Source organism: Paenibacillus sp. FSL H7-0703 (assembly GCF_038003485.1).
In the GTDB taxonomy this organism is placed as follows: domain Bacteria; phylum Bacillota; class Bacilli; order Paenibacillales; family Paenibacillaceae; genus Paenibacillus; species Paenibacillus polymyxa_B.
In genome coordinates, this window is record NZ_JBBOPF010000001.1 from 621,533 (window position 1) to 646,221 (window position 24,689).

General features: G+C 44.1%; 36 protein-coding genes and 1 pseudogene. 6 read left to right on the plus strand and 31 right to left on the minus strand.

Annotated elements, in window-relative coordinates; genetic code table 11:
• Nucleotides 1–20: 20 nt before the first annotated feature.
• The 22 genes from MHB46_RS02220 to MHB46_RS02325 form a co-directional block, all read right to left on the minus strand.
• Nucleotides 21–1,901, minus strand: a complete 1,881-nt coding sequence (locus MHB46_RS02220; protein WP_341161451.1) for a DNA cytosine methyltransferase — start codon at nucleotides 1,899–1,901, stop codon at nucleotides 21–23.
• Between the two features lie 85 nt (nucleotides 1,902–1,986).
• Entirely contained in the window at nucleotides 1,987–2,580 is a 594-nt protein-coding gene (locus MHB46_RS02225; RefSeq protein WP_341161452.1) for a hypothetical protein, read from the minus strand.
• Nucleotides 2,577–2,912 carry a hypothetical protein gene (locus MHB46_RS02230; protein ID WP_341161453.1) on the minus strand — a complete coding sequence of 112 codons (336 nt, stop codon included), beginning with the start codon at nucleotides 2,910–2,912 and terminating at the stop codon, nucleotides 2,577–2,579. Before MHB46_RS02230 ends, MHB46_RS02225 begins: the two co-directional genes overlap by 4 nt.
• Nucleotides 2,909–3,151, minus strand: coding sequence for a hypothetical protein (locus tag MHB46_RS02235; RefSeq protein WP_341161454.1), 243 nt, complete (start codon nucleotides 3,149–3,151; stop codon nucleotides 2,909–2,911). Before MHB46_RS02235 ends, MHB46_RS02230 begins: the two co-directional genes overlap by 4 nt.
• A 26-nt stretch (nucleotides 3,152–3,177) precedes the next feature.
• Nucleotides 3,178–4,032 carry a hypothetical protein gene (locus MHB46_RS02240; protein ID WP_341161455.1) on the minus strand — a complete coding sequence of 285 codons (855 nt, stop codon included), beginning with the start codon at nucleotides 4,030–4,032 and terminating at the stop codon, nucleotides 3,178–3,180.
• 17 nt (nucleotides 4,033–4,049) lie between these two features.
• A complete protein-coding gene (locus MHB46_RS02245) occupies nucleotides 4,050–4,358 on the minus strand; it encodes a hypothetical protein (protein WP_341161456.1) in 309 nt (102 codons plus the stop codon).
• Nucleotides 4,321–5,688, minus strand: a complete 1,368-nt coding sequence (locus MHB46_RS02250) for a replicative DNA helicase (RefSeq protein WP_341161457.1) — start codon at nucleotides 5,686–5,688, stop codon at nucleotides 4,321–4,323. Before MHB46_RS02250 ends, MHB46_RS02245 begins: the two co-directional genes overlap by 38 nt.
• Nucleotides 5,654–6,499, minus strand: coding sequence for a conserved phage C-terminal domain-containing protein (locus MHB46_RS02255; protein WP_341161458.1), 846 nt, complete (start codon nucleotides 6,497–6,499; stop codon nucleotides 5,654–5,656). Before MHB46_RS02255 ends, MHB46_RS02250 begins: the two co-directional genes overlap by 35 nt.
• Nucleotides 6,500–6,513: 14 nt before the next feature.
• Nucleotides 6,514–7,245 (minus strand): hypothetical protein, encoded by a 732-nt coding sequence (locus MHB46_RS02260; RefSeq protein ID WP_341161459.1) that lies wholly within the window; start codon nucleotides 7,243–7,245, stop codon nucleotides 6,514–6,516.
• Entirely contained in the window at nucleotides 7,242–8,003 is a 762-nt protein-coding gene (locus MHB46_RS02265) for an MBL fold metallo-hydrolase (RefSeq protein ID WP_341161460.1), read from the minus strand. Before MHB46_RS02265 ends, MHB46_RS02260 begins: the two co-directional genes overlap by 4 nt.
• A complete protein-coding gene (locus tag MHB46_RS02270; RefSeq protein ID WP_341161461.1) occupies nucleotides 7,993–8,232 on the minus strand; it encodes a hypothetical protein in 240 nt (79 codons plus the stop codon). Before MHB46_RS02270 ends, MHB46_RS02265 begins: the two co-directional genes overlap by 11 nt.
• The gene (locus MHB46_RS02275) at nucleotides 8,229–8,450 is read right to left on the minus strand and encodes a hypothetical protein (protein WP_341161462.1); all 222 of its coding nucleotides are present in this window, start codon (nucleotides 8,448–8,450) and stop codon (nucleotides 8,229–8,231) included. Before MHB46_RS02275 ends, MHB46_RS02270 begins: the two co-directional genes overlap by 4 nt.
• A gap of 128 nt (nucleotides 8,451–8,578) precedes the next feature.
• On the minus strand, nucleotides 8,579–9,517 hold the full coding sequence (locus MHB46_RS02280; protein ID WP_341161463.1) for a RecT family recombinase: 939 nt from the start codon (nucleotides 9,515–9,517) through the stop codon (nucleotides 8,579–8,581).
• Nucleotides 9,518–9,531: 14 nt separating this feature from the next.
• Nucleotides 9,532–9,684: a DUF6906 family protein gene (locus MHB46_RS02285; protein ID WP_341161464.1), complete on the minus strand. Its 153-nt coding sequence runs from the start codon at nucleotides 9,682–9,684 to the stop codon at nucleotides 9,532–9,534.
• Nucleotides 9,681–9,890: a hypothetical protein gene (locus MHB46_RS02290; RefSeq protein ID WP_322174987.1), complete on the minus strand. Its 210-nt coding sequence runs from the start codon at nucleotides 9,888–9,890 to the stop codon at nucleotides 9,681–9,683. Before MHB46_RS02290 ends, MHB46_RS02285 begins: the two co-directional genes overlap by 4 nt.
• Complete coding sequence (locus tag MHB46_RS02295) at nucleotides 9,887–11,449, minus strand: AAA family ATPase (RefSeq protein WP_341161465.1); 1,563 nt, start codon at nucleotides 11,447–11,449, stop codon at nucleotides 9,887–9,889. Before MHB46_RS02295 ends, MHB46_RS02290 begins: the two co-directional genes overlap by 4 nt.
• A complete protein-coding gene (locus tag MHB46_RS02300) occupies nucleotides 11,424–11,636 on the minus strand; it encodes a hypothetical protein (protein ID WP_341063711.1) in 213 nt (70 codons plus the stop codon). Before MHB46_RS02300 ends, MHB46_RS02295 begins: the two co-directional genes overlap by 26 nt.
• Nucleotides 11,596–11,931: a hypothetical protein gene (locus MHB46_RS02305; protein ID WP_341063712.1), complete on the minus strand. Its 336-nt coding sequence runs from the start codon at nucleotides 11,929–11,931 to the stop codon at nucleotides 11,596–11,598. The genes MHB46_RS02300 and MHB46_RS02305 overlap by 41 nt, the downstream gene beginning before the upstream one ends.
• Nucleotides 11,932–12,451: 520 nt before the next feature.
• On the minus strand, nucleotides 12,452–12,850 hold the full coding sequence (locus MHB46_RS02310; RefSeq protein ID WP_339200400.1) for a hypothetical protein: 399 nt from the start codon (nucleotides 12,848–12,850) through the stop codon (nucleotides 12,452–12,454).
• A gap of 16 nt (nucleotides 12,851–12,866) precedes the next feature.
• On the minus strand, nucleotides 12,867–13,493 hold the full coding sequence (locus MHB46_RS02315; RefSeq protein ID WP_341161466.1) for a BRO-N domain-containing protein: 627 nt from the start codon (nucleotides 13,491–13,493) through the stop codon (nucleotides 12,867–12,869).
• Nucleotides 13,477–13,854, minus strand: a complete 378-nt coding sequence (locus tag MHB46_RS02320) for a hypothetical protein (protein WP_341161467.1) — start codon at nucleotides 13,852–13,854, stop codon at nucleotides 13,477–13,479. Before MHB46_RS02320 ends, MHB46_RS02315 begins: the two co-directional genes overlap by 17 nt.
• 35 nt (nucleotides 13,855–13,889) lie before the next feature.
• Nucleotides 13,890–14,123 (minus strand): helix-turn-helix domain-containing protein, encoded by a 234-nt coding sequence (locus MHB46_RS02325; protein WP_341161468.1) that lies wholly within the window; start codon nucleotides 14,121–14,123, stop codon nucleotides 13,890–13,892.
• Between the two features lie 218 nt (nucleotides 14,124–14,341).
• Between MHB46_RS02325 and MHB46_RS02330 the strand changes: the two genes are divergently transcribed.
• A complete protein-coding gene (locus tag MHB46_RS02330; RefSeq protein WP_341161469.1) occupies nucleotides 14,342–15,079 on the plus strand; it encodes a helix-turn-helix domain-containing protein in 738 nt (245 codons plus the stop codon).
• Nucleotides 15,080–15,743: 664 nt separating this feature from the next.
• Here MHB46_RS02330 and MHB46_RS02335 read toward each other — a convergent pair.
• Nucleotides 15,744–16,595, minus strand: coding sequence for an AbiJ-NTD4 domain-containing protein (locus MHB46_RS02335; RefSeq protein WP_341161470.1), 852 nt, complete (start codon nucleotides 16,593–16,595; stop codon nucleotides 15,744–15,746).
• A gap of 184 nt (nucleotides 16,596–16,779) precedes the next feature.
• Here MHB46_RS02335 and MHB46_RS02340 point away from each other — a divergent pair, with 184 nt between their 5' ends.
• A complete protein-coding gene (locus MHB46_RS02340; RefSeq protein WP_341161471.1) occupies nucleotides 16,780–17,400 on the plus strand; it encodes a DUF4352 domain-containing protein in 621 nt (206 codons plus the stop codon).
• Between the two features lie 31 nt (nucleotides 17,401–17,431).
• Here the strand turns inward: MHB46_RS02340 and MHB46_RS02345 are convergent, their stop codons facing one another.
• Complete coding sequence (locus MHB46_RS02345; protein ID WP_341161472.1) at nucleotides 17,432–17,638, minus strand: hypothetical protein; 207 nt, start codon at nucleotides 17,636–17,638, stop codon at nucleotides 17,432–17,434.
• A gap of 207 nt (nucleotides 17,639–17,845) precedes the next feature.
• Between MHB46_RS02345 and MHB46_RS02350 the strand changes: the two genes are divergently transcribed.
• From MHB46_RS02350 to MHB46_RS02360, 3 genes are all read left to right on the plus strand, one after another.
• Nucleotides 17,846–18,040, plus strand: a complete 195-nt coding sequence (locus tag MHB46_RS02350; RefSeq protein ID WP_061829289.1) for a type II toxin-antitoxin system HicA family toxin — start codon at nucleotides 17,846–17,848, stop codon at nucleotides 18,038–18,040.
• Between the two features lie 80 nt (nucleotides 18,041–18,120).
• Entirely contained in the window at nucleotides 18,121–18,525 is a 405-nt protein-coding gene (locus MHB46_RS02355) for a type II toxin-antitoxin system HicB family antitoxin (RefSeq protein ID WP_341161473.1), read from the plus strand.
• A gap of 408 nt (nucleotides 18,526–18,933) precedes the next feature.
• The gene (locus tag MHB46_RS02360) at nucleotides 18,934–19,794 is read left to right on the plus strand and encodes an ATP-dependent DNA ligase (protein WP_341161474.1); all 861 of its coding nucleotides are present in this window, start codon (nucleotides 18,934–18,936) and stop codon (nucleotides 19,792–19,794) included.
• Nucleotides 19,795–19,836: 42 nt separating this feature from the next.
• On the opposite strand, the gene MHB46_RS02365 is transcribed toward MHB46_RS02360, so the two are convergent.
• Complete coding sequence (locus MHB46_RS02365) at nucleotides 19,837–20,640, minus strand: discoidin domain-containing protein (RefSeq protein ID WP_341161475.1); 804 nt, start codon at nucleotides 20,638–20,640, stop codon at nucleotides 19,837–19,839.
• 170 nt (nucleotides 20,641–20,810) lie between these two features.
• Nucleotides 20,811–21,238: pseudogene (locus MHB46_RS02370) on the minus strand (NucA/NucB deoxyribonuclease domain-containing protein).
• A gap of 208 nt (nucleotides 21,239–21,446) precedes the next feature.
• On the opposite strand from MHB46_RS02370, the gene MHB46_RS02375 reads away from it, so the two are divergent.
• The gene (locus tag MHB46_RS02375) at nucleotides 21,447–21,938 is read left to right on the plus strand and encodes a hypothetical protein (protein WP_341161476.1); all 492 of its coding nucleotides are present in this window, start codon (nucleotides 21,447–21,449) and stop codon (nucleotides 21,936–21,938) included.
• A gap of 153 nt (nucleotides 21,939–22,091) precedes the next feature.
• On the opposite strand, the gene MHB46_RS02380 is transcribed toward MHB46_RS02375, so the two are convergent.
• The 5 genes from MHB46_RS02380 to MHB46_RS02400 all read right to left on the minus strand — a co-directional run bounded on the left by MHB46_RS02380 (nucleotide 22,092) and on the right by MHB46_RS02400 (nucleotide 24,683).
• Nucleotides 22,092–22,487 carry a hypothetical protein gene (locus MHB46_RS02380; protein ID WP_341161477.1) on the minus strand — a complete coding sequence of 132 codons (396 nt, stop codon included), beginning with the start codon at nucleotides 22,485–22,487 and terminating at the stop codon, nucleotides 22,092–22,094.
• A gap of 220 nt (nucleotides 22,488–22,707) precedes the next feature.
• Nucleotides 22,708–23,466 carry a M15 family metallopeptidase gene (locus tag MHB46_RS02385; RefSeq protein WP_341161478.1) on the minus strand — a complete coding sequence of 253 codons (759 nt, stop codon included), beginning with the start codon at nucleotides 23,464–23,466 and terminating at the stop codon, nucleotides 22,708–22,710.
• Nucleotides 23,463–23,732 carry a phage holin family protein gene (locus MHB46_RS02390; protein ID WP_341161479.1) on the minus strand — a complete coding sequence of 90 codons (270 nt, stop codon included), beginning with the start codon at nucleotides 23,730–23,732 and terminating at the stop codon, nucleotides 23,463–23,465. The genes MHB46_RS02385 and MHB46_RS02390 overlap by 4 nt, the downstream gene beginning before the upstream one ends.
• Nucleotide 23,733: 1 nt before the next feature.
• Nucleotides 23,734–24,036: a hemolysin XhlA family protein gene (locus tag MHB46_RS02395; protein WP_341161480.1), complete on the minus strand. Its 303-nt coding sequence runs from the start codon at nucleotides 24,034–24,036 to the stop codon at nucleotides 23,734–23,736.
• 260 nt (nucleotides 24,037–24,296) lie between these two features.
• The gene (locus MHB46_RS02400) at nucleotides 24,297–24,683 is read right to left on the minus strand and encodes a hypothetical protein (RefSeq protein WP_341161481.1); all 387 of its coding nucleotides are present in this window, start codon (nucleotides 24,681–24,683) and stop codon (nucleotides 24,297–24,299) included.
• Nucleotides 24,684–24,689: the final 6 nt, after the last annotated feature.

Here is a 24,689-nt window from a genome sequence, read left to right on the forward strand (position 1 = left end):
GGGGGTGTATCCCCCTTGATCTAAATACTGAAAGCAAGCTGCCCTTGCTCTCGCTCTGCATATCTCTCAAGCACCAAGTTATTACCGGACCCCGTACATAACTCCGGCAGATTGGCCCGGACAAGCGCCTCGGCAAATGGAGGCGGTACGGCGTTACCGCAGCGGGCAACCTGGGCAGACTTGGAGTATCGTTTACCGTCTGCGTCCGTGTCGATGATGTAGGTACTTGGGAAGCCCTGAGCTGCAAATAATTCATGTGGCTCAAGCATCCGCATGCCTATATCGACAATTTGGTAATCAACCCCGTGAATCGTAACCAATCCGAACCTGTCTTTGGTGGTGATAGTGTGCAATGGCCCTTCCATCGTTTGCCCGTTGTCAGCACTGCCGTAGTATTTGAGTAAGAAAGCCCTGACCTCTCCAAAGTGATTCCCGCCGGCTGTAATAGTTTGAATCGGTTCCTCTACCGGTTGCTCAATGTTCGTTCCCTTCATCTTTACAAGGTGGCTAGTCACAAGAGCGCTCTTACCCCCGCCCCCCGCTGTAACGGTTCCGATAGGCTCATGCATTGAGCTGCCAACCGATTCGCCAAAATGCCGGGCGATATGCGCAGTTACCAAGGCATTATGATCCACGGTGGTTACTGTAGAGAGCGGGTCTTCCACTCCGTTCCCCGCTCCGGTGTATCCGCCGCCGTAATGCTTAATGAGGCATGCAGCAGCAACAGCAAATTTATTTCCCCCAGCCGTGACCGTACCAACTGGCTTTTCCAAATCCAGCACACGCCGTCCCTCCGGATCTCCATAACCCATCTGTATAAGAGTTGGACTCACCAACATATGGTGACCGCCTGTTGTGACAGTACGTAGGGGTTCCGTAGGCGAATTACCGGGGTGGCCCGTCGTATTGACGCCAAGTACAGGTGTTACGAGTAAGTGCTCCGCCTTTGTCGTAACCGTTGTGAGCGGATCAGTTACCTGGTATTGCAGCCGGTCAGCCCCAAATCCGGTTTGTCCGATCCGGGCAATATACGGGGTGACTACTCCCCAACCATTTTTAGCAGTGATGGTTTTAAGTGGATCATCTATGGAATCGCAATAATGGTGATTGCTTCCGGCAAAATTGACGCGCATCACAAACGGCTGCGGGTTGTTTATAACGAATCGCTGAATGCCTCGGGCTATCCGGCGCAATGTGTTTTCTGCTAATGGCTTTTTCCGCTCGAAGATACTCGGGCAAGGCCGGGACCAGTCTATAATCTCCGCCGCTGTCCTCCACGGCTTCCGCTTACCTGCTTTAACCTCCGGGCTGTCCGGCGCTCCGTGTGTCGGCTCGGGCCAGACAATTGGGCAACCATCCCGGCGAGCTATAAGAAACAGCCGCTTGCGAATCGTCGGCGCTCCGTAGTCACACGCCCGCAGCTCCTTCCACTCGACGCGGTATCCCTGCCGCTTGAGGGCATTCACGAAGCTATTAAATGTGCGGCCCTTCTGGTCAGGGTCTGGATATCCATCTTGAAGCAACGGCCCCCAGGTCTTGAATTCCTCCACATTCTCCAACATGATCACCCGGGGCTTTACGGTAGCTGCCCAACGAACAGCAACCCAAGCCAGTCCGCGTATGCCTTTTTCCACGGGCTTCCCGCCCTTAGCCTTACTGAAATGCTTACAATCCGGTGATAGCCACGCCAGCCCAACCGGGCGACCCGCTGCAACCTCTCTCGGGTCCACATCCCAAACTGATTCGCAAAAATGCTCAGTATCAGGATGATTGGCCCGATGCATGGCGATAGCTGCAGGGTCGTGGTTGATGGCTATGTCCACGCTTCGTCCGGTCGCCAACTCTATTCCTGTGGAGGCACCCCCACCACCCGCAAAATTGTCTACTATAATCTCCTGCATTCCGTGTCCTTTCTGGCTCTAATGAGCACATGTGTTCCGTATTTTGGGCGCAGCTACCCGCCGCAGGACCCAATAGCCCCGGGTGTTATGCCTTATTTAAGATGGATTCTATGACTTCGATTTGATATGGTTTGGTGTCCAGCAGCGGCATATATTCGCGCATGCGGTACAGGTTCAAAGAGATACGAGCAATGATGTATGCGTCAACCACATCATGGCTGGGATGTGTATATCCAAAGTGTAATTTGGCTGCGTCTGCCATTGCCTTTTTCTTCTCCGCATCTTTCAACCGCCGCTTTTTGCCTGTCTCTCCAGTCCATCCAGTAACAGCAACATACTTTTTAACAGCGCTAGGCATTACCAGATTGAAACCTAAGCCTTTTCGATGGATGATGGTCCGTAAATTTCCGTGTATCATCCCAGTTGTTATGCCCTTTTGAGTACCAGGCGCGGCATCCTCTTTAAGAATTTCGTCCCCCGGCTGGAGCAGTTGGTAAAGCTGATTCTGTAGGGATACGAGCTGTGGAACGGTTATCCCTCCGGGTACCTTAGGTCCTTTACCTCGGATAGCTGTCTGTAACAGCACGTTAGCCTCGATGTCTAAAGCAACAACCCCTGTTGTCGTCGCTGGGTCAATTCCCACAAATCTCATAGCCGGGTCAATTTCCAAAAGAGTCATCGCCGCGACACTTCCCAACTGCGCTGCCGCCCATACTCTGTAATCTTGTACAGGTGGTCTTGGTTGGCTCGGGCAATTACGTTTTGCAAGACCTTGTTGGCTTCCCCGGGCGGTAGAGTCTCACGCGCCTGTTGTCGGATCAGGCCTACCGTTACCTGCAGAACATCGAAGAGTTCACTTAGCGTCCGGCGCTGGTCGTAATCCTTGGATTCTACTTCCTCAATTAGCTCGTTTACTTCCTCCTGTAACTTGACCCGCATGTCTCCCGGCTGGTACCCATGAACCGGATAGTCCAGCACTGGAATTACGATGGCTATAAATTGTTCGCTCATGCCTTGGCCTCCTCGTTCTCGTATACGTCCCGTTCGGTGATATCCATAGCCATCGTATATTCACCCTGTTTAATAATTTGTGGATCTACTAAGTCCACCAGAAAATAAGTCCCATTAAGATTGATTTGTTGATTCTCAGGAAAAATATCAATCTCTTTAACTATCATCAATGCGTGGTCAACCTGAGATTCGAACATAAACCGTTGTTCCTCAGTCAGCTTAATTGTTACGGGTTGCATGCGTATCCTCTCCTTGCCCTTTAGTATCAATCCACAAAAACCGTATTCTCCGTTACTTGATCGTTGCTTGTGATCGTTATAATCGCGTTATCCCCCGGTTCAAGCACAATACTAGCCACAACGTAATCTTTAGTTATATTAAAATCACTGACATAACCTTTCTTGTACACTAAGTTCTCGCCAGTCCACTGCCACTCAGAATTGAATTGTGGGTAATGTTTAGACTCGTACTGCACTCGTGATGGAGCAACAGTTTTGAGCATAGCCCTGCGCCCAATATAGTCGATTTCTCCGTACTCGGGATTCGCAACTTTAAACTCATCGTACAGTTCCGGCAGGACTTCTTTGAGGTGAGCCAGAAACAGCGGAACTGTTTCTTTTTGATAGCTATCTATCACGCCCCCGAAAATAGCCCTTGGTCGGTATGCGCATATTCTGCGAATCAAATCAATATCAAAGATTTCTCTTGGTATGAATACATTGCGCTCATTCCAAAACCCCGGGTCGCTTATTGACACGCTTTTGTCTTCTTCCACTTTGAGGACGGCAAATGAGTATGGGTACACAACATAGTCACCAATAACCCCTAGTTTTTGCGGCGCAGCTTGGAGTTTTCCGTAAGCTTGGTGCCCCTTCCATTTATTCTTGAAGTCCCAATATTTCCGCGCTCGGCTGGTGTACCCCTTGACCGTTGACACTCTGCCAAAATGACACCCTCCCCCGCCAGGGGATCGGACAGCCAAACAAGTGCCAGATTTATAGTAGGAGCATTCTTTGTGCTTATCACAATTAATTATGCTGGCTTCCAACGGCGTTTCTTTTCCGCCGAATATCCCTTTTCCGCCATACAAACCGACGTTAATTACTTCGCCTGTATTCATTTCTCTATCCCCTTCTCCTAGTCCAACCAGCCTGATAGATCCGGCTTAGCTTTTGGCGGCTCTGCTGGAGTTTCTGGAGCCTGTTCAGGCACGGTAGGTGTGTTGGTCGGTTCATCCTTTTTGGCAGGTATATCGAAAGCTGCTGCGCCTCCAGTACGATACTTGCGCGCCACTTCTACAAGAGAGTCATACAGCGGCATAAGCTTGTCGCGTCTCTCTGGAGAAGTAAGCGGGTGGTCAAGTGTCTCGGCCCCCTTCACGATCCGTGCCAGCACTTCGTTATATTGATCATCGTTTTCGATACGACTTGGAACCTTTGTCGCCACTGTCTTTCACCGTCTCTCTCTTCTGCAATTCCACATAACGTTGATGCCACCATTTGAATTCATACCGGAATCTATTAGTCCCAACATTTCGACCCTTTGCAAAGATGGAATCTATAATCTTTTTAGTCGGATCAGACTGATTTTTCACATCATGGTAAAGGAATTCAACTACATCGGCGTCTTGTTCAATAGAGCCGGATTCCTTCAAATGCTTCAATTTTGGTTCTTCATCATCGACGGCCCGATCAAGCTGCGACAGCATAATGAACACAAATTTATGACGACGTGCAAGGCTTTTAGCTGTGCGAGTCACGTTACCGATTGCCTGCGCTCGGGTTTCTGATCGTTTTTGTGGTATCTCCATGATTTGTAGATAGTCCACAATTACCGCAGCTATTTTCCCGTACTTCTTTTTGAACTGTTTTACGGTGGATCTGATTTCATCAATGGTTACGCCAGCAGAATCCTGAACAAAAATGTTGAGAAGTTCAATTTTTTTATAAGCATCGTAAATTTTTGTCCATTCCTCATTGGTGAATCCTTCGGGACCACCTTTATTTATTAAGCGCGGATAATTGATTTCAGCCACCATTGCAACGATCCGGTCTTTTAGCTCGTTCTCGTCCATTTCTTGAGAGAAGATGAGGACAGGCCCCGCGTCAGGGTTCATTACTGCTATACCATGTGCGAGTTGCAGAGCCTTTGCCGTTTTACCCACGCTGGGCCTTCCAGCGATGATATACAGCCACCCACGCCATAACTGCGCCCAACTATCAAACTGTTTGAAATAGCCTGTCTTGAGCTTTTCCGGGCTGCTCTCAATGTGTTCAAAGTATCTGTCCCGAGATTCACGCATGCTCCGCATTTTTGCAACGTGGCTAGGCCGCAAATCGTCAATAATGTCTTCTACTGCAGAAAAATAGTCTTCGTCAGATTCAAAATTTTCGTAAGATAGGTTCATAATCTGAGCGCCTTTGTCACTCCCGCGTCTGCGGATAGCTTTGGACCGGACAATATTGGCGTAATAAGCGGCATTGCGGGCAGTCGGTGAAGACTGCGCTAATTTAGCAAGATAGCTGACCCCGCCCATTTCCTCAGTCCTACCAAACTTCACAAACTCCTGAGTGACCGTAACAAGGTCAATCGGAATGTCTCTTTCGTTCAAATAGCGCATAACCTTATAAATCAATTGGTGTGTAGCTGTTGAAAAGTCCCGTTCCTCTAAAAAACTGATTTCGTCAATCACGCTGGAATCAAGGAACACTGCCCCAAGCGTAGAAAGCTCTGCCTGAATATCAATCACGCTCGAATCTAAAGTCTGCTGGGTCATTACCTTGCATCACCCACTCTCTAATGGCATCCTCATAGTCAAGCTTTTCATCTTTAGTCATCTGACCAGGATTATTGTCCTCTTGTTCTGTTGGCTGCTGATTAAGATAATTATCAAAATTGCTAGGCCGGAACAAAGTAGCTGGACGAAGGTACTGGCACATTTTCGGGTCATTCAGCCAATGACTGCATTTCGTGTCGATCACGTATTTAAAATCGTCTATGGTTCGACCTTCGCTGATCCTCCCGTTGATTAGTTCCTTGTTGGTCTTTACCTTGGAGCTGTACTTTTTCCCGGTTTTAGAATTGAGGTAAGATATGATTTCTTCATGTATGCTAGGCAAGGCTATCTCACCTTTCTTTATATTTTTATTTATACTTTCTTTCTTGGGGGGTGAATCGTCCCCCCCTCTTGGTGTATGATTAGACCCCTCAGAGGGGGAGGATTGTACCCCGAGAGATTGTTTTTTCCTAGGGGGCGTTTTGTCCCCCACAAGCCACTGGTCATAGTTTTTGTTGAATCCGAGTTTACGAGATTTAGACCCATAAGCTTCCTCAGTTACAACCAGCACCTTACGTTCTATAAGATAGGATAATTCCTTTTTAACGCCTCGCAGGTCGCCTTCGAGATATTCAGCGATGAAACTCACGGCTAATTCATGGTCCTTTCGCCCGTACCCGTAAGTGTATCGCCAGACCGCCAGGACAATCGCATATTGAGTTCCGTTAAATTTGTGGTACCTCTTCACGATGTTATCGAATATCTCGTTGGCGATCCTCGCGTACCCATTTTCGAGTTGGGGGTTTGCCATTCCGTTTCACCTGCTTAAACTGCTGTTTTATCCAAACCGCGCATAAATTCATAAATCATTTTGTTTAGATCCTGACGGTTGTTTTCCCCCATCTTGTCGTGGAACCAGACGCTTGTTAGGCTGTCTATTAAGCCTGCCAACTCGTCATTCTCTGGTGCAATGGTGTGACCGTTGAGCAAAGCGCATAACAGTTTGTGTCCGTTGCCCCCCTCATGGACATAAGATCGTAAAACATTCATGATCGGACCATTGATTCCAGTAGCCAAATTTCTCACGATTTCGTCGTTATCGACTCCGTTCCATTGGCACCAGTCGAGCGCATTTGCTACATCCCGAGGAACCTCAACAGGGTTGCGCTTATCTCGTATCACAACGCTTACGGATTTAATGGATTTAATCATTTCATCGCGGCCCTGGGCGATTGTCTCCAGCTCTCGGATACGCAGCAGAAGCTTTTCGGTGTTTAGTTGCTCGTCGGTATGGCGCTCCAGCTTGTCCAACAGTTCTCTATTCTGCTCTACTAATCTATCGAACTGTTCTTGCGTAGGCTGCGGCTTGTCCGGTAGAACAGCAGCATATTTGAAGGGCACTTCCTCGCCTGATTTCTTGCCTGAAACAATCTGGAAAGGCGTTTTAAAATCCATAAAGTTATAGGAGAGGCGACGTGCCTCGTGTACCTCGCCCGGGATAAACAATTCATTTTTGGTGTTGAATTTAGCAATGATCCTGATTTTAAAAGTCTTCATTCTGAAACTACCTCCAATGTGTAATGTTCTCCTGCTATGAATCCCCGCTGCTTTAAAGCCGCCTTTACGGTCATTTCAGCCAGCGCGGGCATGTTATTTTTACTAGATAAGTGCGTAAGGTATATACGTTCTCCACGGCCTCGTATAAGCTGCTGGAGCGCTGCTGCTGTCTGTTGGTTGCTCAGGTGTCCAAGGTCCGAAAGGATACGGCTCTGAATGCTGGTAGGGTAATCCGATACCTCTACCATGTCGGGTTCGTGATTAGCCTCGATCAAGATATAAATACTGCCTTCCATCACGTTCAGCATGTCCTGATCGTATTTTCCAGTATCGAATAATACACAGGCTCGTTCCCGGCTATCGTCCTCAATGGCATACCCAATTGGCTCGTAAGCATCGTGATGGGTTCGGAATGGATAAATCCAGGTGTCACCTAGCTTAATAGTTTCATATTTCCCGTAGCGGGTTTCCGCAGTCCTCCGCAATTCTTCATCTACGCCCGATATGCCTTTCCATTCGCCCTCAGTCGCATATACCGGAATCCGGTACTTGTTCGCCATCGGTAGGCCCTTAACATGGTCGCCGTGTGCGTGAGTGATGAATATGCCCGTAATATGGTCAGGCCGTACACCAACGTCCAGCAGCCTCTTTTCGATTTTGGTCTTAGGTATACCAGCATCAATAAGGATGGTTTGATCTCCCGATGTGAGCGCGATGCAGTTGCCTTTTGAGCCGGATGCCAGGATATCAACTTTCATTTTGGCAGTCCTCTGCTTGACATCTGGTTGGGGAAGCACTGATTACTTGCACAAAGAATGCAACCTCGTCCCCTAGTTCAATCACCTTAATGCAATCTCTATCTACTCCGTACCGCAAGGCAATAAGGTCTTTTTCTTCGTTGGTGTAAGTCTCCCAACGGCCATTCCCCTCGAAAGCTTCTGCCGCTTCTTTTAAAAAAGTTAAGTGTTTTTGGGTAATCTGCTTCATATGGACCTCTCCTTTTTAATCCGTTCTTGCCACTCTTTAAGGTGTGGACATCCCTTTGCTGGTTCCTCGTAGTGTCTGCGCCCCAAGACAAAGGACACAAACATATCCGTGCTCCGTTCATAGTACATTCCGTTCAACACTGGGCCTGCAGGCTGGGAAGGTTCAGCAGGGAAGTCAAACAGGTCCATTTGCTCCATGTCCTCGGGCAACTCTGCCAACTCCCCTCAGCTCCCCATAGCACCGGGGGCACACTCGCAAATCGCGAATGTACTCTTCCCGGCCAGGATTTATCTCATTTCCGCAAACGTGACAGTCTTCACAGCGGACGTATATTTCAACTTGGTTATCAAAGTGGAAGCTCGTCATTTGCCTGCTCCTGGGCGGCCTTTTCTTTAAGGTGCATGTCCATTATCTTTAACAGGCCCTTGAGCTCGGGTAGTGTGGGCTTGTCCCCCTTGGGATTGGCGTGTTTTAGAATATATGTCTGCATGTCTACTGGATCGGTGATTCCAAGCTGGCTGAATTTCTTCTTCATATCATCGCGAGCTTGGTCCAGCGGGCTCACTTTTGGTTCTGGATCGATGCCAGTCGGTTGCTTGTTCCCTGGCTTGACCGTACCTGTTACGTCTGTTTCTGGAGTGATGTCTTTCCGTTCATATGGATTGTATGGAGCTGGACCTTCCCCCTGCTCTCCATCACCATCATCAAATCGAAGGCCGAAGGCTGCTTTCAATGCCCGCTTAACCATGTGCTTTTTAAACATGTCCTTGAAATTGTTGGTCCACATTGTTTTTTGCATCCCAATAGCAGACCGCTTGTAGTGCTCAACCTCTTCTATATCCATCAGGACCGAGAAAGGCATGAACCCTTCTTTGTATGCCATCGCGTATCCACCAATTGGCTTGCCAAGCGGGAACCCGCCTTTATATTTTTCAATCGACAGATAATAACGACCATCCTCAGCGCGTTCCATGGAATATTCAAATTCATCGTTTTCGTGAATAACTTGAACGTCATACCCCATATATCCGTCCATTTCTTTTGCTTTGCGAATATGGTAGTCAATCCCGAATTGCCATGTGAGTTTTCCTTGATACACAGTTGGGTAAATCTCACCAATCAGCGGATTGGCATCGGCTGCCTTTGCAACCCCCATAAAGAGCCTGAATTGCGATTCATTGCAGTCTTTTGCAATTGTTTGATGAACTGTTTGAACATCCTCTTGGGTGAGTGTACCGAAAGCGTAAGAGTCATAGATTGTTAATTGGTTGTTTGTATTTGCCATGTTGGTGTGGCCTCCTATGATTGGATGATTTGGGTCTTGCCAGAAATGCGGTGTACGATATGCATGGCAGCCGGTTCGACTTTAAACACGAGCCAGTTGTCAGGATTTAAGTTGGCTTCTGTGATTGCAATTTGCTGGCGGCGGTTAGGATTCTTTCCGTTCTTCAAGACTGCCCACCCCCTAGGCGTGCTGTAATGCCCTGAGCGGAGACTATATGAAGGGCTTGGGCTTCGCTGAATCCTGTAGAAACCAGTTGATCGAAGTACGCTTTGGTGGCAAACGCCACTGGCCCATACATCCCCAGCAAAGCAGGAAGTATCTTCAACATATTTTCCGCCGATAGTTCAGCCTCAAGCTGTTCATGTGGCTTCATTCCGCATTACCACCCATCTGTTTAATTTCTAAAGGTGCATCCTCGACGGCCTTGACTAGAATAAGTTGACCGGAAGGCTGCTTGATTTTAAACACACTCTCGCTGTTATCCACGGCTACCGGAGCAATGACACCACTCTGTTCGCTGAGGACTTCCCGAAGCTCCAGACCAGCTCTGACGGACTCTGACAGTGACAATAGCGGATACGCCTTTCCGTCCATCTCAATCACAAAGTCAGGCTTCCGTTCCCCATTCTTTTGTTCTTTAAATAAAGAGATTGATAGAGTTGTGAACAGGCTTTGCACCTTGGCGGCCTGCAATTCGGCTTCCTTGGCTTCGAACGCCTTTATCGCGTCCAAGATAAAGATAGAGTCGTTCCGGCTGGCAAGTGTATCGGCCTCGTCTGCACGAGCTTTATCGATATCGGCCTGCATGCCCTGACGTGATTTATGAGCTGCGATAATGTCCGCTGTTCTGTCCCGCTGCTGCTCCAGTTCTCGAATTCGTGCATTCTGCTCTGAAACATCTACAAGTTCAATTGCAGCAAGTTTGGTTTCGAGTTCTTTGCGCTCATCCACAAGCTTTTGATGATCGGCCCGGCGCTCGTCCTTCCGGCGCTCCTTATCCTGTGTGACAGCTTCCACAGACTCCGTATCAAGCGGACGCTTGCAAGCGGGGCAATGGTCTTCAATAGGCTCGTTATAGACCCGCATATAGTTGTCCTTAGCCTGGGCAATCTGACGCTGCAGAGACTGTATGGTGCTCTCCAGTACGGTGCGTTTGCGGTTTGTTTCTCCGGCAAGATCCGTTTGAGCTTCGAGCGTCTTTATTTGCTCAAGTAGCGCGGCATCTTCGACTTTCACCGCTTCGATATCATCCGGTGCAAGTGGTAGCTTCTGGAGTTGATCGACAAGCGCCTCTGTTCGGCCTTGAGCCCGCTTATAGGCTGTATCCTTGTCGTTCTTGTTCTTCTTATGGATTTCTCCCAACTGCTGCAGCGTGTGTTTCTTGACCAGCTCCGACAGCTTGGCAGCTTGTGGGTTCAGTTTTATGTCCTTGGACTTCTGTTCCGGGCTTGTCCGGCTCATTTCGGTAAATACCTCTTTGTTGGAAACAGGGGCTACATACCGCAGCAATAGATCCCGCTGAGTGCTCCAGTGAAGCGTGAAAAAATAAGAGGGGTTATAGAGCGATAGGAACAGGTCTTTGTCGAATAGAGATTTAACAATCTCGTCGAAGTCTCCGGCCTTGCTCGGGACCTCGTTAATGTAATAAGTGGTTTTTCCCTTCTCGATTCCACGACCTAGAAGCACCTGTTTTCCGTCAATGTCTAGCAGGGTTTCAGACAGCACAGCATCGTATTCATAATTGGTGGGCGATGGATCAAGCTTGCTTCCCATCGTGTCTGTGCCGTACAATGTCCACGTAGGGATTTCCAAAATACTGGATTTACCTTGCGCATTGTCGCCCGTGATCTGTGTTATCCGTCCAAAGTTAACTGACAGGTCACGGTGCGCTTTAAAGTTGTGCGCCTTAGCGCTGGGTATTTTTATTTCCATGCGTTACCTCCAAATTGTATTTGCGCTCCAGCATGTTCATTTCTATCTGCAACGTTCCCCGAGCTTTCGGGTCCTTCTCGTCCAGGTACCAATCGTACAAGAATAGATAATGCTTAATGTCCCGCTGCACTTCCGGGGCAAGAGAGTTATAGAATTGAAGGAATAACTGCTGTTCGTGATTCTGCAATGTGTTCACCTCTCTCCAAGGGATAATCTGCCGTCATTTCAGATATACACGGCCTACATACGTCCTGCTCGTTCCAGCGGCGCAAGAACCGTAGTTCCATGCTGTTACCGCAAACCGCACAGCAAGGCTTGTCCTTGACGCTCTGTCCGCTTCCTAGTTCCGCTTTAAGCTCGCCAATTGCTTCATCAAAGAATTCAGCAGTACCAGCAACAGCTCGCTTTTGCATTCCCTCCAATAGATTCAGGCGCTTCCAAGCTGCCCGACGTTGTTCCAATCGTTCAACTGTGAGTGTCATGTGTGTGCATGCTCCCTTCCAAGATTTTTCCTTCTCATTTAAAATAGATTTTGGTCATAATTTTGCTGAAAGCAGGTGTTTTAAGTGAAACGAATTTACGCTAACCTCATAGGAACATGGACCGATATAACCGACAGCGGTCTAATCGAAAACACTGATCCTGTAACTTACTACAATGAAGAGTGGCACCGATTTTTTGAACTCAACCATGTGAATATCAGATTTGGCGATAAAAACTATCGAATTCACCCATCACAGTTGCAGATTGTTATGGATTGAACTTTTAATGAATTTCGTTTGTTCGGGAGTCGTTAATATTCGACATCCTTTCTTTCTGTTTCCTCATTCTGGTAAACTATCTCCAGAGGGGAGGTGATAGAGTTGAATCCGTATTTATTTGTGATAAATGTTATTCCAATGCCAGAGAATAAAGATTGTGCAGATATCGCCAGTGCAATTGCCCATGTTTGGGTCATTTCAGAAGATCGGGAATCTGCCAAAAATCGCGCACTGGATTACGTTACAAGCTATCTTTGGGAGGTAATAGACCTCGAACGCGAGTTTGAGATTCAGCCGCAACAGATTCCGGTGTTGCATGAAGATGAAGCTCTGTTGTACAAGAAAGCTCTTCAATTTGGGATAGCTGCTGATTACATTGCTCACCCGAAGATTCCTGGGAAGATTGATAACCCTGTAATAAAGAAAAGGCTTCGTCGTCCATAATCCCATCTTCTTGCTGCCATTCTTTTTTATTGACTGCTATGATTTCAATGTATCTAGCAATCTCGCGCAGTTCGCTTAAACTGCGATTCTCAATTAAGCGGTACAACTCAGCAGCAATCTGAAAGTTGTCCAGTCCATTTAATGATTCCTTTGATACCACCGTTGCCGCGGTGGTTTCTTTTTGTGGTTCGTTCATAGCTACCACCCTTTCGTTAATGAATGTGTTTGTCGTAAATCGTTTGGCTCACTGCTATGTCCAGCCCAAACCGTTCTTTGGTGCCCATAAGATCAACCGTATCCTCAAGAATCTCCTGTCGACTCACCAGCATGTCCGGCGTCATTTGGTCTTTCTTAATCATCTTGGGGTGACCGTATTTACTTGAAACAGCTTTGTTTGCTATCGTGTTGGCTTTGATGAAGTCCACCCGAACAGGCTGTTTTAGGCCGGAGCGCAGTTTCTGCATGGCCTCCTTCTGGTGGTCCTTGTCCAACATGCGGAAGATCTGAAAGCCTTCGAGTCCAGTTGATTGGCGAAGCTGCTTGAGCAAGCCCTTGACCCATTTCTTGAATTCCTTCGCTTCTGGACGCTTGCTATTAAAAGTAGCTTCGTAAATACCAGTCTCAGAAATAACTGCAACGTTCGGATTACCTCGAAGTGTATTTCTGTCCACTAAACGGACAGTATCTTTTTCATCTTCATCCACCATACGAGTCATATGGGGCGTATGCTTATATGCCAGCGCCTTCGCCACATCTGCCGCTACCGCCCACCATTCACCCGGCATCTTCTCGACAAAGCGGATTTCATGACCGAGCCATCTTTCAGTTCGTATGTTCACCCTGTTCACCAGCCTTTAGTTTGCTGTACTTTAGCATTGTGGAGACAACAGCATCGACAATTTCTCTGGCTGCCTGTGCTTGGTCTGTCGTCAGTCCTTGTACATTACTGACACCCAATGAGTTACGAACGATTGTTGATAGTGCATTGACGACTTGATACCGATTGTATGTTACCAAGTGTCTGAGACGGTGCAATGCTTCGTCTCTTATAGGGGGCCATATACTGAGGCTTACCGAAGCTGATTGTTTTCGGCTTTCTTCCTCTACTTGAGATTTGATTTTTGGCTCAAGTTCGCGAATAAGACTTTCCTTCAAATCAGCAAACTGTTCAGGAGTCATCACGATTGCATTAGGGTTCATTTGTGGTCTTTCCTCTCTTAAGAATAAAAATCATTTTATTGGGTTACACTGTTTTTATCTTGTATTTCCGTCATTAGAAGCGTGTTTAAATCTATTTCCAGACACGAAGCTATCTTAACTAAGGTTCCTACACTCGGCATATATCTTCCATTTTCGATATCAGAAATATAATTCCGGGATAGTCCAGTTTCTACAGCCACTTCATTTTGGCGCTTTTTCATTTCCTTGCGTTTTTCCTTTATGGCCGCAGCTATAAGTCGTTTGTCCATTAGTCGTTCACCTCCGATGAGCAAATTGTATTGTATTTCCGTCCTTTCTGTCTAACTCCGAATTAGGGCATATTCAAGCATTATGGAGATAAAACGAATAAAATACTTGTAAAGCCGTCATTTTACTCTTATTTACTTGTATTTCCGTCATTTCACAACTTGTATTACCGACATACGAAAGGTAGAATAAAGTGAATCTATTGTGAAGGAGTCCGGACATGTCTATTGGTCAAAACATTAAGACGCTTAGAAAACAAAAAAAGCTAACTCAAGTTGAATTAGCTAAGAAGGCAAATATGTCTAGGTCTTACCTTGCGGATGTCGAAGGTAATCGGTACAATCCCAGTCTTGAAACTTTGCGTTCTATTGCTGACGCGCTAGGCGTTTCAATTTCTGTTATTACAGATGATGAAGATGTCACAATCTCAACAGAACGTTACAAAGCGGCGAGAGAACTTCCTAGTATCCTAAAGGTGCTCACTGATAATGGTGGATTTTTTTATGAAGAACTACGTGAAGATATATTCTTAGCTATAATTAATTCAGGGCTATATATGTCCCCTGCATATCACCAAGCATCTAAGGGTGATGAGTACGAAAGGTTTTTTAATGAATATTTCAACTCTGAAGAAAACCATTCAAATAGTGAGGAGGTTGAATTTGTAGAGGAGTTCAATAAAGCCTACGAACTTAGAACAATTATGGCGGCTTTTGAGCAGAATGGTGAGGACACTCAAGAACGATTTATTAAAGAACTCAAAAAAGTTATAGAAAAACACAATATAACAAACCCCCTCCCATCTTCCGATGTGAAGGAGTTTGTTTCTAAAATTGATCTGACTGACGAGGAGCTTTTGGAACAATTTACGATAGCGGTTGACGGGAAAAACCTTTCCGAGAAACAGATTCAAAAGATAATTGCACAGGTTCGTTTGGATCGAGAGTTTGACAAGTAGTATCCGAAATAAACTTAAGGTAGTGTTCTGGTGTTTTCTTCATATAAGCGGCCAGCTCATATAAATCGATTACTTTTTTCTGAATAGGTCATCACTCCTAGATGTAATAATTTCCGTTTGAGAGGTTAAGTCGAGTATAACACAGTATTTTACAAACTAGAACAAAAATGCGAACAAAATGCGAACACGTTATTAAATATATGTACGAGAGGCTGATAGTAACAAGGCCCGAGTAGATTTCCTACTCCTCTACAACTGGAATTTTACTCATACGGGCCACCATTCTTTCACACATTATTCAGCCTCGTTAATGCGTTTAACTACTTTGTAATTCCATCCAAATCATCTCCTTTAATAGAATATAAGAACGCAAAAAGGCCGCTACATAGGCGATAAATGTTTTTTAAAAAACTTCTCATACGCACCTTCTGTGCTATGATTTGTCGAAGTTTTTTTTAAAAACAAAAAATCACACATGTAGCGGCCATTATAGTACCGCTATTAGACAGCTATAACCCAATAGGGAAATATGCCGCATTCAATAGACTGTTCTCCGCCCCGACGCATGTCAGCAGAGATAATTAATAAAATCGTAATGGAATCAATATATCACAATCCTCATTAGACTGCAAACTTTTCCAATTAACTTTGCATAAGGATTCTTTTATCCCCAAATGATTCCAGCCCTTTCTGCTTTCATGATCAAATAGTTTACAAAAGCAGAGCAGGCAACGAGCATGTATTTCGCATCTTCAAAGTATATTTCTTTTTCATCTGACATCGCATGACGGATACCACCTTCATCACTTGTGTAACCGTAAATTGAAGAAAACCCAGCCTTTAAACCATTATGCAATCCAATTTTATCGGATAGGACTTTTAACGCTTTTCCAAGCTCAGCTTTACGATCTCCTGCAATAATTTTAGATATGGATTCAACTGCCGAAATAGACTCTTTAATTGAATTTCTATAGTCTGGAGACTTTCTATCTGAAAGCAGAGAAAGAGCCGTGCTCAAATGGACATAGACGGATTTTAAGTGAGGTACCGCCGAATTAACTAAGCTCTCCTCAATTTCTTGAATTTCATTTTTATCTGTCATCTGGGTGATTTCTGTGCCAACAATTCTGTACGCAGACAGTTCTTTTTCTAATACCTTATTACAACTATTGAAAAAAATTCGAGGCAATCTTTCTAGTGAAGTTTTTGTTTTTAAAACAAACTCTAAACAGTCATAGACCTCATACCACTCCATTCGAAAAAACTTCCCCTTCAAATATTCCTCAGTCTCATAATATTCGTCGGGCAACTTATCAATGGTTTCTTTAAAAAAATCTGTCCAGAGAGATTCAAAAAAAAGAGATAATTTAGTTCCTGATGTGGGAAAAGGCCTAATAGGGCTAAGATATGATTGATAAAAACAATTCCACAATCCTTTTCTCAGATCATCGTCCATTGATTCAATTTGTATATCAACCTTAACAGGTTTTTTTCCTATCCTTTCAGAAAACTTCAATGAAATTCCTCCAATATGTAGATAATCATCATAGCCCATTAGAACCGAATAATATCAAAGTACTGTTACCAACGCCCTGTAATTCTAAATGAATTGGTCTATTTTGTAAATATACGTAGAAATATTTTCCTAGGTCATATATACTAATTCTATAAAATTATTGGTTAAATAGGAGGATATCGTTTTGAAGAAGCCGTTTTATAAGAAGTGGTGGTTCTGGGTAATTGTTGTGCTATTTATTATTGGAGGATTGAATTCAAAAGGTAAAGAGACACAACAAGCCTCAACTAATAGTACAGATGCAGTTACTAAAACTACAACAGCGCCAGCAGTGACACCTGAGAAGAAGGCAGAGCCTAAGGCTGAACCTAAAAAAGAAGAAGCTCCGAAAATGGCTAAAATAGGCGAAGCTGTACAGGTAGGAAATCTTGCTGTTCAGGCCAACAAAGCCAGTTCTAAAACCACCATTGGACAGAATGAATATTTGCAGAAGAAGACTTCTGATAAATACATTGTGGTCAACCTCTCCATTAAAAACCTGGACAAAGAGGCACGCACACTTGATGCAAGCATGTTCAAACTTATCGACGCTGCAGGTCTTGAATATGAGCCAATGAGTGACGCCGATCTGTACGTAAACGATTCAGGAAACATGTTGTTCTTGGCTAAGATCAACCCAGGATTGACCAAGACAGCTAATGTCGTATTTGAGGTTCCAAAGGACAGTAAGAACTTCAAACTTAAAGCAGACAGTGGAATTGGCTGGGAAGCTGGTAAAAGCGAATTAATTGATATCGGTAAATAACAAAGAGCCCCGGGCAATATGCTCCGGGGCTTTAATATTCTGTGAAATACCTATTCGCCGCACCTGGAGAAGTTGGCGGTGTAGAAATCTTCTGATCACGCTCCCAGCCCTCTATAATGACGATATCCCGCGTGTCTGACTTGTCTTCCCAAGTAATATAGTTACCCTTCTCCAAAGCCAGCAGCCCGGTTCTGATGTCCTCTACACTCCTACCTGTCTTTATCTCCAATTCTGGCATTGTTGGCATTCTTCTTTTTTGGCGAAAAAAATTGAACAATATCCGCAGTAGTTTTCGTTCGATGTCTGGTAACATGCTGATCACCTCTGCAAATATTATATGCAAACAGGCGTTCGTTATTCAACAAATAATTATCATATTTAGTTTTGTGAAACAATTGCAATACGTAGTGATACGTATTATAATATATGTAGGAGGTGAGTTCATTTGAGGAGTTATTCTTCGAGAGAAATCATAAAATTATTAAAGGATAACGATTGGTATTGGGTAAAAACAGTTGGTGATCACTGGCAGTATAAACACCCAACAATTAGGGCAAAGGTTACAATAGTGCATCCTGAAAAAGACGTGGCAATACATATCCTAAAGGATATCGAGAAGAAGTCGGGGCTGAAATTTTAGCCCCACCCTTCTCGCCTTTTCACATAACGTTTGTTCATTAAAGGAAAGTTCAATACGTAAACAGAAAGGAATGAACTAATTTGAAAAATGAATTTCAGTATGTAGCTATATTAGATTTCTCAGATAAGCATATAGCAATAACATTTCCTGATTTGGAAGAAGCTCTATCTCAGGCAGATTCGATTGAGCAAGCTATTAGAAGAGCGAATGAGGTTTTAAAGTTAACTATAGAAAGCCGTATAGAAGATAAAGAAGAAATACCAACCCCAACACCTTTAGATAAGATTCCTTTAGAACAAAATCAACGTACAATACTTGCAACATGCTCATTAAAAGAAAAAATAAAATATATAAAAAAAACATTAAGTTTACCTCATGATTTGAATGTAGATGCAGAGGCAGCAGGATTAAATTTTTCACAGATATTGCAGAAATCCTTAAGAGAAGAATTAGCGGAAAGGAAAATAAAGAGCGACATAAATTAAATAGTTACAAGAGTGAAATAAAATAAAAAAAACACGACCAATTAAAATTAGTTGCACTCATGTGAGTGCATGAATTGAAATTCTATAGAGTAACTCTTTTAAAAAGCTCAGTGACTTTGCAATACAATTCGAAATACGCATAACCATAGAAAATTTTTTGTAGTGTATCCTCCGAAGCTATTTAACATCATATAACAAATTAATCACGCTGCGGGCCTCGGTCTGAGAGAAGAAGTTCGAAGAGAATTTCAGGAGACAACCCACCTCTTTGACGTCATGAATATAAGAACGTTATATGTAATTCAAAAGCTCTGCCGACCAATTAAGGTTAGCAGAGCTTTTCCTCTCCAATACTTACCGCCTCACTACTGTATAAATGAGCGTTATAATTAATCTGAGGTGGTCTATTTGTTTATTTCTCCAATGTTACTTGCAACATCAGATACAGCATTTTCAGATCGCCGCTATATCTTTGAGCCAAAGATTGATGGACACCGGCTTATATTTTCGCAGCAAAATGGCACGATCCGTTTATATACAAGACACAACAATGACTGTACCCGACAATATCCAGAGCTTCAGCTACCATTTGAGGATGACATCATCCTAGACGGTGAGATTACCTGCGTTGACCCGGTGACAGGTATATCCGATTTTGAATCAATAATGTCCAGGTTTCAGGCCAAGCGATCAGATAAAATACAGCGTCTAACAGTTTCACTCCCTGTTTATTACGCCATATTTGATGTCTTACAGTATAAAGGCATAGACATGCGTAAACGGCCTCTAATGGAGCGTAAGGAACTGCTATTTAAACTTCAACTTCCGTCCAGTTCATTCGGGGTGGTTCCGTATGTTGAAGAAGCTGGCGTAGCTTTATTTGAGCAGATTCAAGCGCGGAAAATGGAAGGCGTAGTAGCTAAACGAAAAGATAGTGTGTATGTAAGCCGTCGGTCAGCGTCCTGGCAGAAGATAATTAATTGGACGTATGCTGATGTATTTATAACGGGTTATCGTAAAACTGAGTTCGGATGGCTCGCAGGCGTTCCAACGTCAAGTGGTGATAAGATACGTCCTGCTGGTATTATCGAGTTTGGCGCCAGTCCAACTCATAAAAAGGCGTTTTCTGGTGTGTCTAAAGCGTTGATAACTGGCGAAGATCAAGAGTATGTTTACGTGGAGCCGCGTATAAGAGCCCGTGTTAAAATGCGCAACTGGACTAAGGCGGGTCTGCTGCGGAGTCCGGTATTTACTGAGTTTATTGTCTAATAGAAAATCCCCGCTAACCTCTATTGGTCGGCGGGGATTGCTTTATTTAGAATATTCACTTACTTCAAACGTTAGGATACGATCATACAGCATATAGTCCTTACGGCTGCTGAATGGTCCTTTATTGTTATCGTGCTTGTTGATTGCATACGAAGCCGAACCTGAACCAGCCTGCTTGCTTTCGTACCAAGCAATAAAGTCATTGACCTCTTTCATACTTAAATCAAATTCCTTCTCTAAGCCAGTTGTCATGGTGACTACTAGAATTGCACGATCCCCGTTTGGAGTTGGTTCCTCTGTTCCTGGATTAGGAGTGGAACTTGATACTTTAGACATCATCTCTAATTCGCTAAGAGCTAGATACTGGCTTCCATTATTTCCTGTAATATTAATTCTATAATCCTTGTATGAATTGGAATTAGAGAAAGTGAATTTTTTGGGAGTGCTATCTATCCATCCAGTGATATTTGACTGTGTGTCTAGCACGTTCCAAGTAACCCCATCATTTGAGCCTTCGAAAGTCCAATCTTTAGGGGCACGGTCAGTTGCCGTTGTCTGTGGATATATCACATATTGCTCAATAACTTCGGCTTTAGGAAAGTCATATCTTAGCCAAGCAGAAGTTGTACTTGATGTCCACGCACTAGCAATAGTAGCAAATTCCTTGTTAAACGCCTCATATGCGTATGAATATTCATTACTTGCGCTTGCTACTCCAGATGGCAAAATGTTAGTTGTCATATGTGGAACCAGATTTTCTGAATACTCTGCTTCAGCTGCAAAGACATTCGATAAGGGGAGAGATAAAAGAACTAAAAATAAAATCGTTATACATGCTTTCTTCATTAAATGATCCTCCAATATGTTTGATAGAACTAAGATTAATTTAGTTAAGGAATTATGTCTAAACATAAACTTGCTAATCTATAAATATAATCTAAATATTTGCATAATTATTTTTTAATGGGTATTAAAAAGGACTCATTCCAGCTTCTATACTGGTTGAGTCCTTGTTTTTATTTCACAATAAACCTCACCTTTGTGCCATCCGCATATTTTTCTAACTGATGACTTACCCATGATCCTGCTCCCCGGTTATCACTAGGGGTTATGTATCTGATATCAGCACCTCCGCCACCTTCTGCACACATAGCCATCGGCCATTCATCGCGGTCATATCCTTTTTTAGTTGGATAGCCCTTGAGTGACTCCTTTCTGTTTTCTTCGGCTCCGTCTCTGTCAATCGTGCAAACAGCAGAATGTCCGGCTGCTATTGCATCTCTAATGTGTGCTCCGGTTTCGGGATAGCTGAACTTGGGAACTCCAACGTATACCCAGTTGCTGCTTGTACACTTCTTGAAACTGGTTCTGCATAAACACCTTGTACGGAAAAGATAGCTGCCAACAAAAATACAATTAATCCTCGCGCGATTCCGCTGATCATATGACACCTCCATAGTAATTTGAATCTTCTCTATACTAAATGAAGAGTTATGTCGAAGTATCGTGCATGTTGTCGCATAATAAATAACTATATTACAAACTGCCGTTCTATACGTTTGAGTTCACATAACAATCACAGTTATACAAAAGGATAATGATAAAACTAAGTAGAATATGTAAATTGAAATAAAAAAATAGGAGGTTTTATTATGAGAAAATCATTGCCTACTATTCTTTCTGTTGGCTTGTTATTCGGAGCTTTAGCGCCTAGTGTATCAGCCGGATCTGCAGAAATAACTCAGCAAGAAAGCACGATTTCATCTAATCAAGTAGTGCCTCAAGCGAGTTTACAATTCTCTAATGATGCAACCCAGAAAACCTTAAGTGCTACAGGCATCATAAAAACATTCACATTTACAAACTTGGCTAATGAGGTTGCTAGTGCACCATTCCAAATTAATGGATCAGGCGACGTCAACATATCCGTCCACCAAAGAACCGCTGATTCAAAATATAGTCCTGTAATTCAATACACATTACAATCAAGTGATTACTCACAAAGCATTTTTATAAACGGAACATTCACAAATACAAATACAATCAGGACGTTTACCAATGTGCCAGAAGGAACATATAAAATAGTAATCACTAATTATGGTGGAGCTAGTAATGTTTTTGGTGATGGCCGTTTATACCGCTAGTAGAATTACAATAATAACAAAGGACTCCATACTGGTTACATACCAGCGGAGTCCTTTTTCACATCTACTCTAAATTCAAACTGATCAACGAAAAAAGCTCTGCCGACCAATTAATGTTAGCAGGGCTCTTTTACACAATACTTTGCCAATTAATCACTGATAGTTATAAATGTAACCTGCTGTAATAGCGTTATCTCCCCAAACACTGAGTCTGTATTGGTAACCCCTGCTCATCCAATAATTTGCTGTAACAGTTCCCCCATTATCAGGAGTCGAAAGAAAGAGAAAGTCAGCGTCATTAACAGTAGGACTTCTCCAGGTAGTTGAATCCGGCTCCTTTATTTGTATGCGTACTGATCCTGAGCCAGAATAAGAAGCTACAGTTACTCTGCCATACTGTCCTTGACCATCCACCGGAACAGTAACATTTGATGTCCACTTTTCGACAACAATATTTGCTGAGGAAGCGGCGAATATTGTTGAAGCGGCGGAAAAAGATAAGATAAAAATTAGACTGAAAATAAATAAAAATTTAGACTTTTTCAACACAAAAATCATCTCCTTTTTTTTGGAACAATATTACACTGTTAGTATACTTGTAGCAGGAAAATATGTATATATAAATCAATATTTTTACATCCGTTTTCAAAGTTATATTTGGATATTTTGTGTCAAACCTACCAACTTAAAAAGTCAAAAAGGCTCCACCAGCGTAATATCAGTGAGGCCTTTTACCGTTGCCCTCGGATTTGTCCCTAAATCACCACAATCATCCTTCTGCTTCAATCCCTTTCAAGCTTTCTTCCAAATCCTTCACATTCACTTTCACCTTGTCAATCAACGCCAAGAAATTTCGCCGCAGTTTATTGACCACGATGGCCGTTTCCTCACGAGTAATTGTCGCGCCTGGACGGTTGCCATCAAAATATCCGTTTTCCTGTGCTTCAGTCCAGTCTTTCACTGCCCAATTACTCACCTTATTAATATCTCGTTCATTCGTCACTGGCTTTTCCTCCCTGATCCCTAATCTTTTAAACATAGCTTGAATTTGCGGTTCCGTAGGCCGTCTATCAGCACGATATTGTGCAGTCGTCAGGCCAAATGTCATTTGGAAGTGGGGCATATCCTTAAAGCTCGTCCAGTCCCCACCCCATTCAAAGCCCAAAGCTTTACCGATTTCAGTGACTTGCATCCAGTCAGCCTTACGGTCACCATTGCCATCTCTGACTGTATCCCAACTTACCGACATGCCGTCAGGAAGTAGCAAGGCAAAGTCCACGGCCACACCAAAATTGTGGTAGCTGGTCCCACCCTTGGCGTTCGTTACCTTCGACCCCGGCTTTGTCCGGCCCTGTGCGTAAAGCTCATTTTGCTCTGCTATGGTCCGCAATCCCTGAGTGATTACTATAGGTATACCTAAAGCAAAGGAGCGCTCTATAAGGCGCTCCGTGGCTGTACGCACGACTGGTAAAAGACCTTGAATACGTGCGGCGGATTTACTTTTTACATATTCGAGAGTAAGGATCATTCTACGTCTGCTCCCTTCTTCGCCTGCTTCACAACCTGATTACCATAAACAGCAAAAGCACCAGCCAGCACACCTTGGATAACTGCCTGCGGCACCCATCCTTGCATCCATACCGTAAGCAGCACAGCAACCGCAGTGACGATATATACAATGCTCCAGTCCGGCACTTTAGGTGTTTGCTTAATTCCGATACCGATAACCCAACACACTGCCACAACGATTAACAATTTAGGGTCAATTAACGACCATACAGTATTCCAATCCATTTTATACGCCTCCCATTTTAAGTACGGCGACGATTGCGCCGATCACTATAGCAATAGCCGACCCACTGATTGTGCGCCATAACCACTTTTGACCATCCTCAATCTTGTCCAGTCGGTGATGCGCTGACTTAGAAGATTGCATTGCTTCCCGCGCCAAATCCCGGGTAGCTTCCAAAGTAGCCGCCATAGCTGGCACTCCCTCAAGCGTTTTTTCCATTCGGGCCAATTGTATCTGTATTCCAACAAGCGCCTTAGTCGTTTCCTCCACAACAGCGTTCACCTCGCTTAAAGTTGTATCTTCCACACGTTTCCCCCATCTCTATAGGCCAGGACAATTTTCCTGACCTGAATATAAAAGCCCCCGACCACTCTGAGGGCATAAAAATAGCGCATCCGATTGGATACGCTGGTTAGACATTTTGCGGTGTTGCTAATATCGCCTTTTGTTCTTCCTCACTAATAAATTTTGGAGTGTATGAAATTAGGCGTTGTTCATCGACCTTTTTCATAGTCCACATGTTCAGCAGGAAACCATACACAAGGCTTCACCTCCCTCCGTTAATCTTATGATTTAGTTGTAACATCCATAAGAGCAAGCATAGCGGCCTCTGTGCTGTCCTGGCGCGTCTTGAGTTCGCTTACTTGATCAGTCAGAGGCTTTTGCGGAACTGGATCGGGATCGTCTCCATCCTTTGGCGGATAAACGAACTCTATTTGTTTTGTTTCAGGATTAATCCAATAGCTTTTGGCTATTCTAAAATCCTCCGTGTATTTATCAAACTCCAGCTTCAACACGTCAAGCTGCTCCGGGTCATATCCTTTTAGCTGTTGATAAAAATTCATGTCTTCCTCTTTGGTTGTCTCAACCGCCCAAGGTGATTCGACTTGGGATGTGATGTAAATAACTTCACCTGTCGTTTTTCTATAGTATACCTTTGGTCCGATTTTCATTTTTAA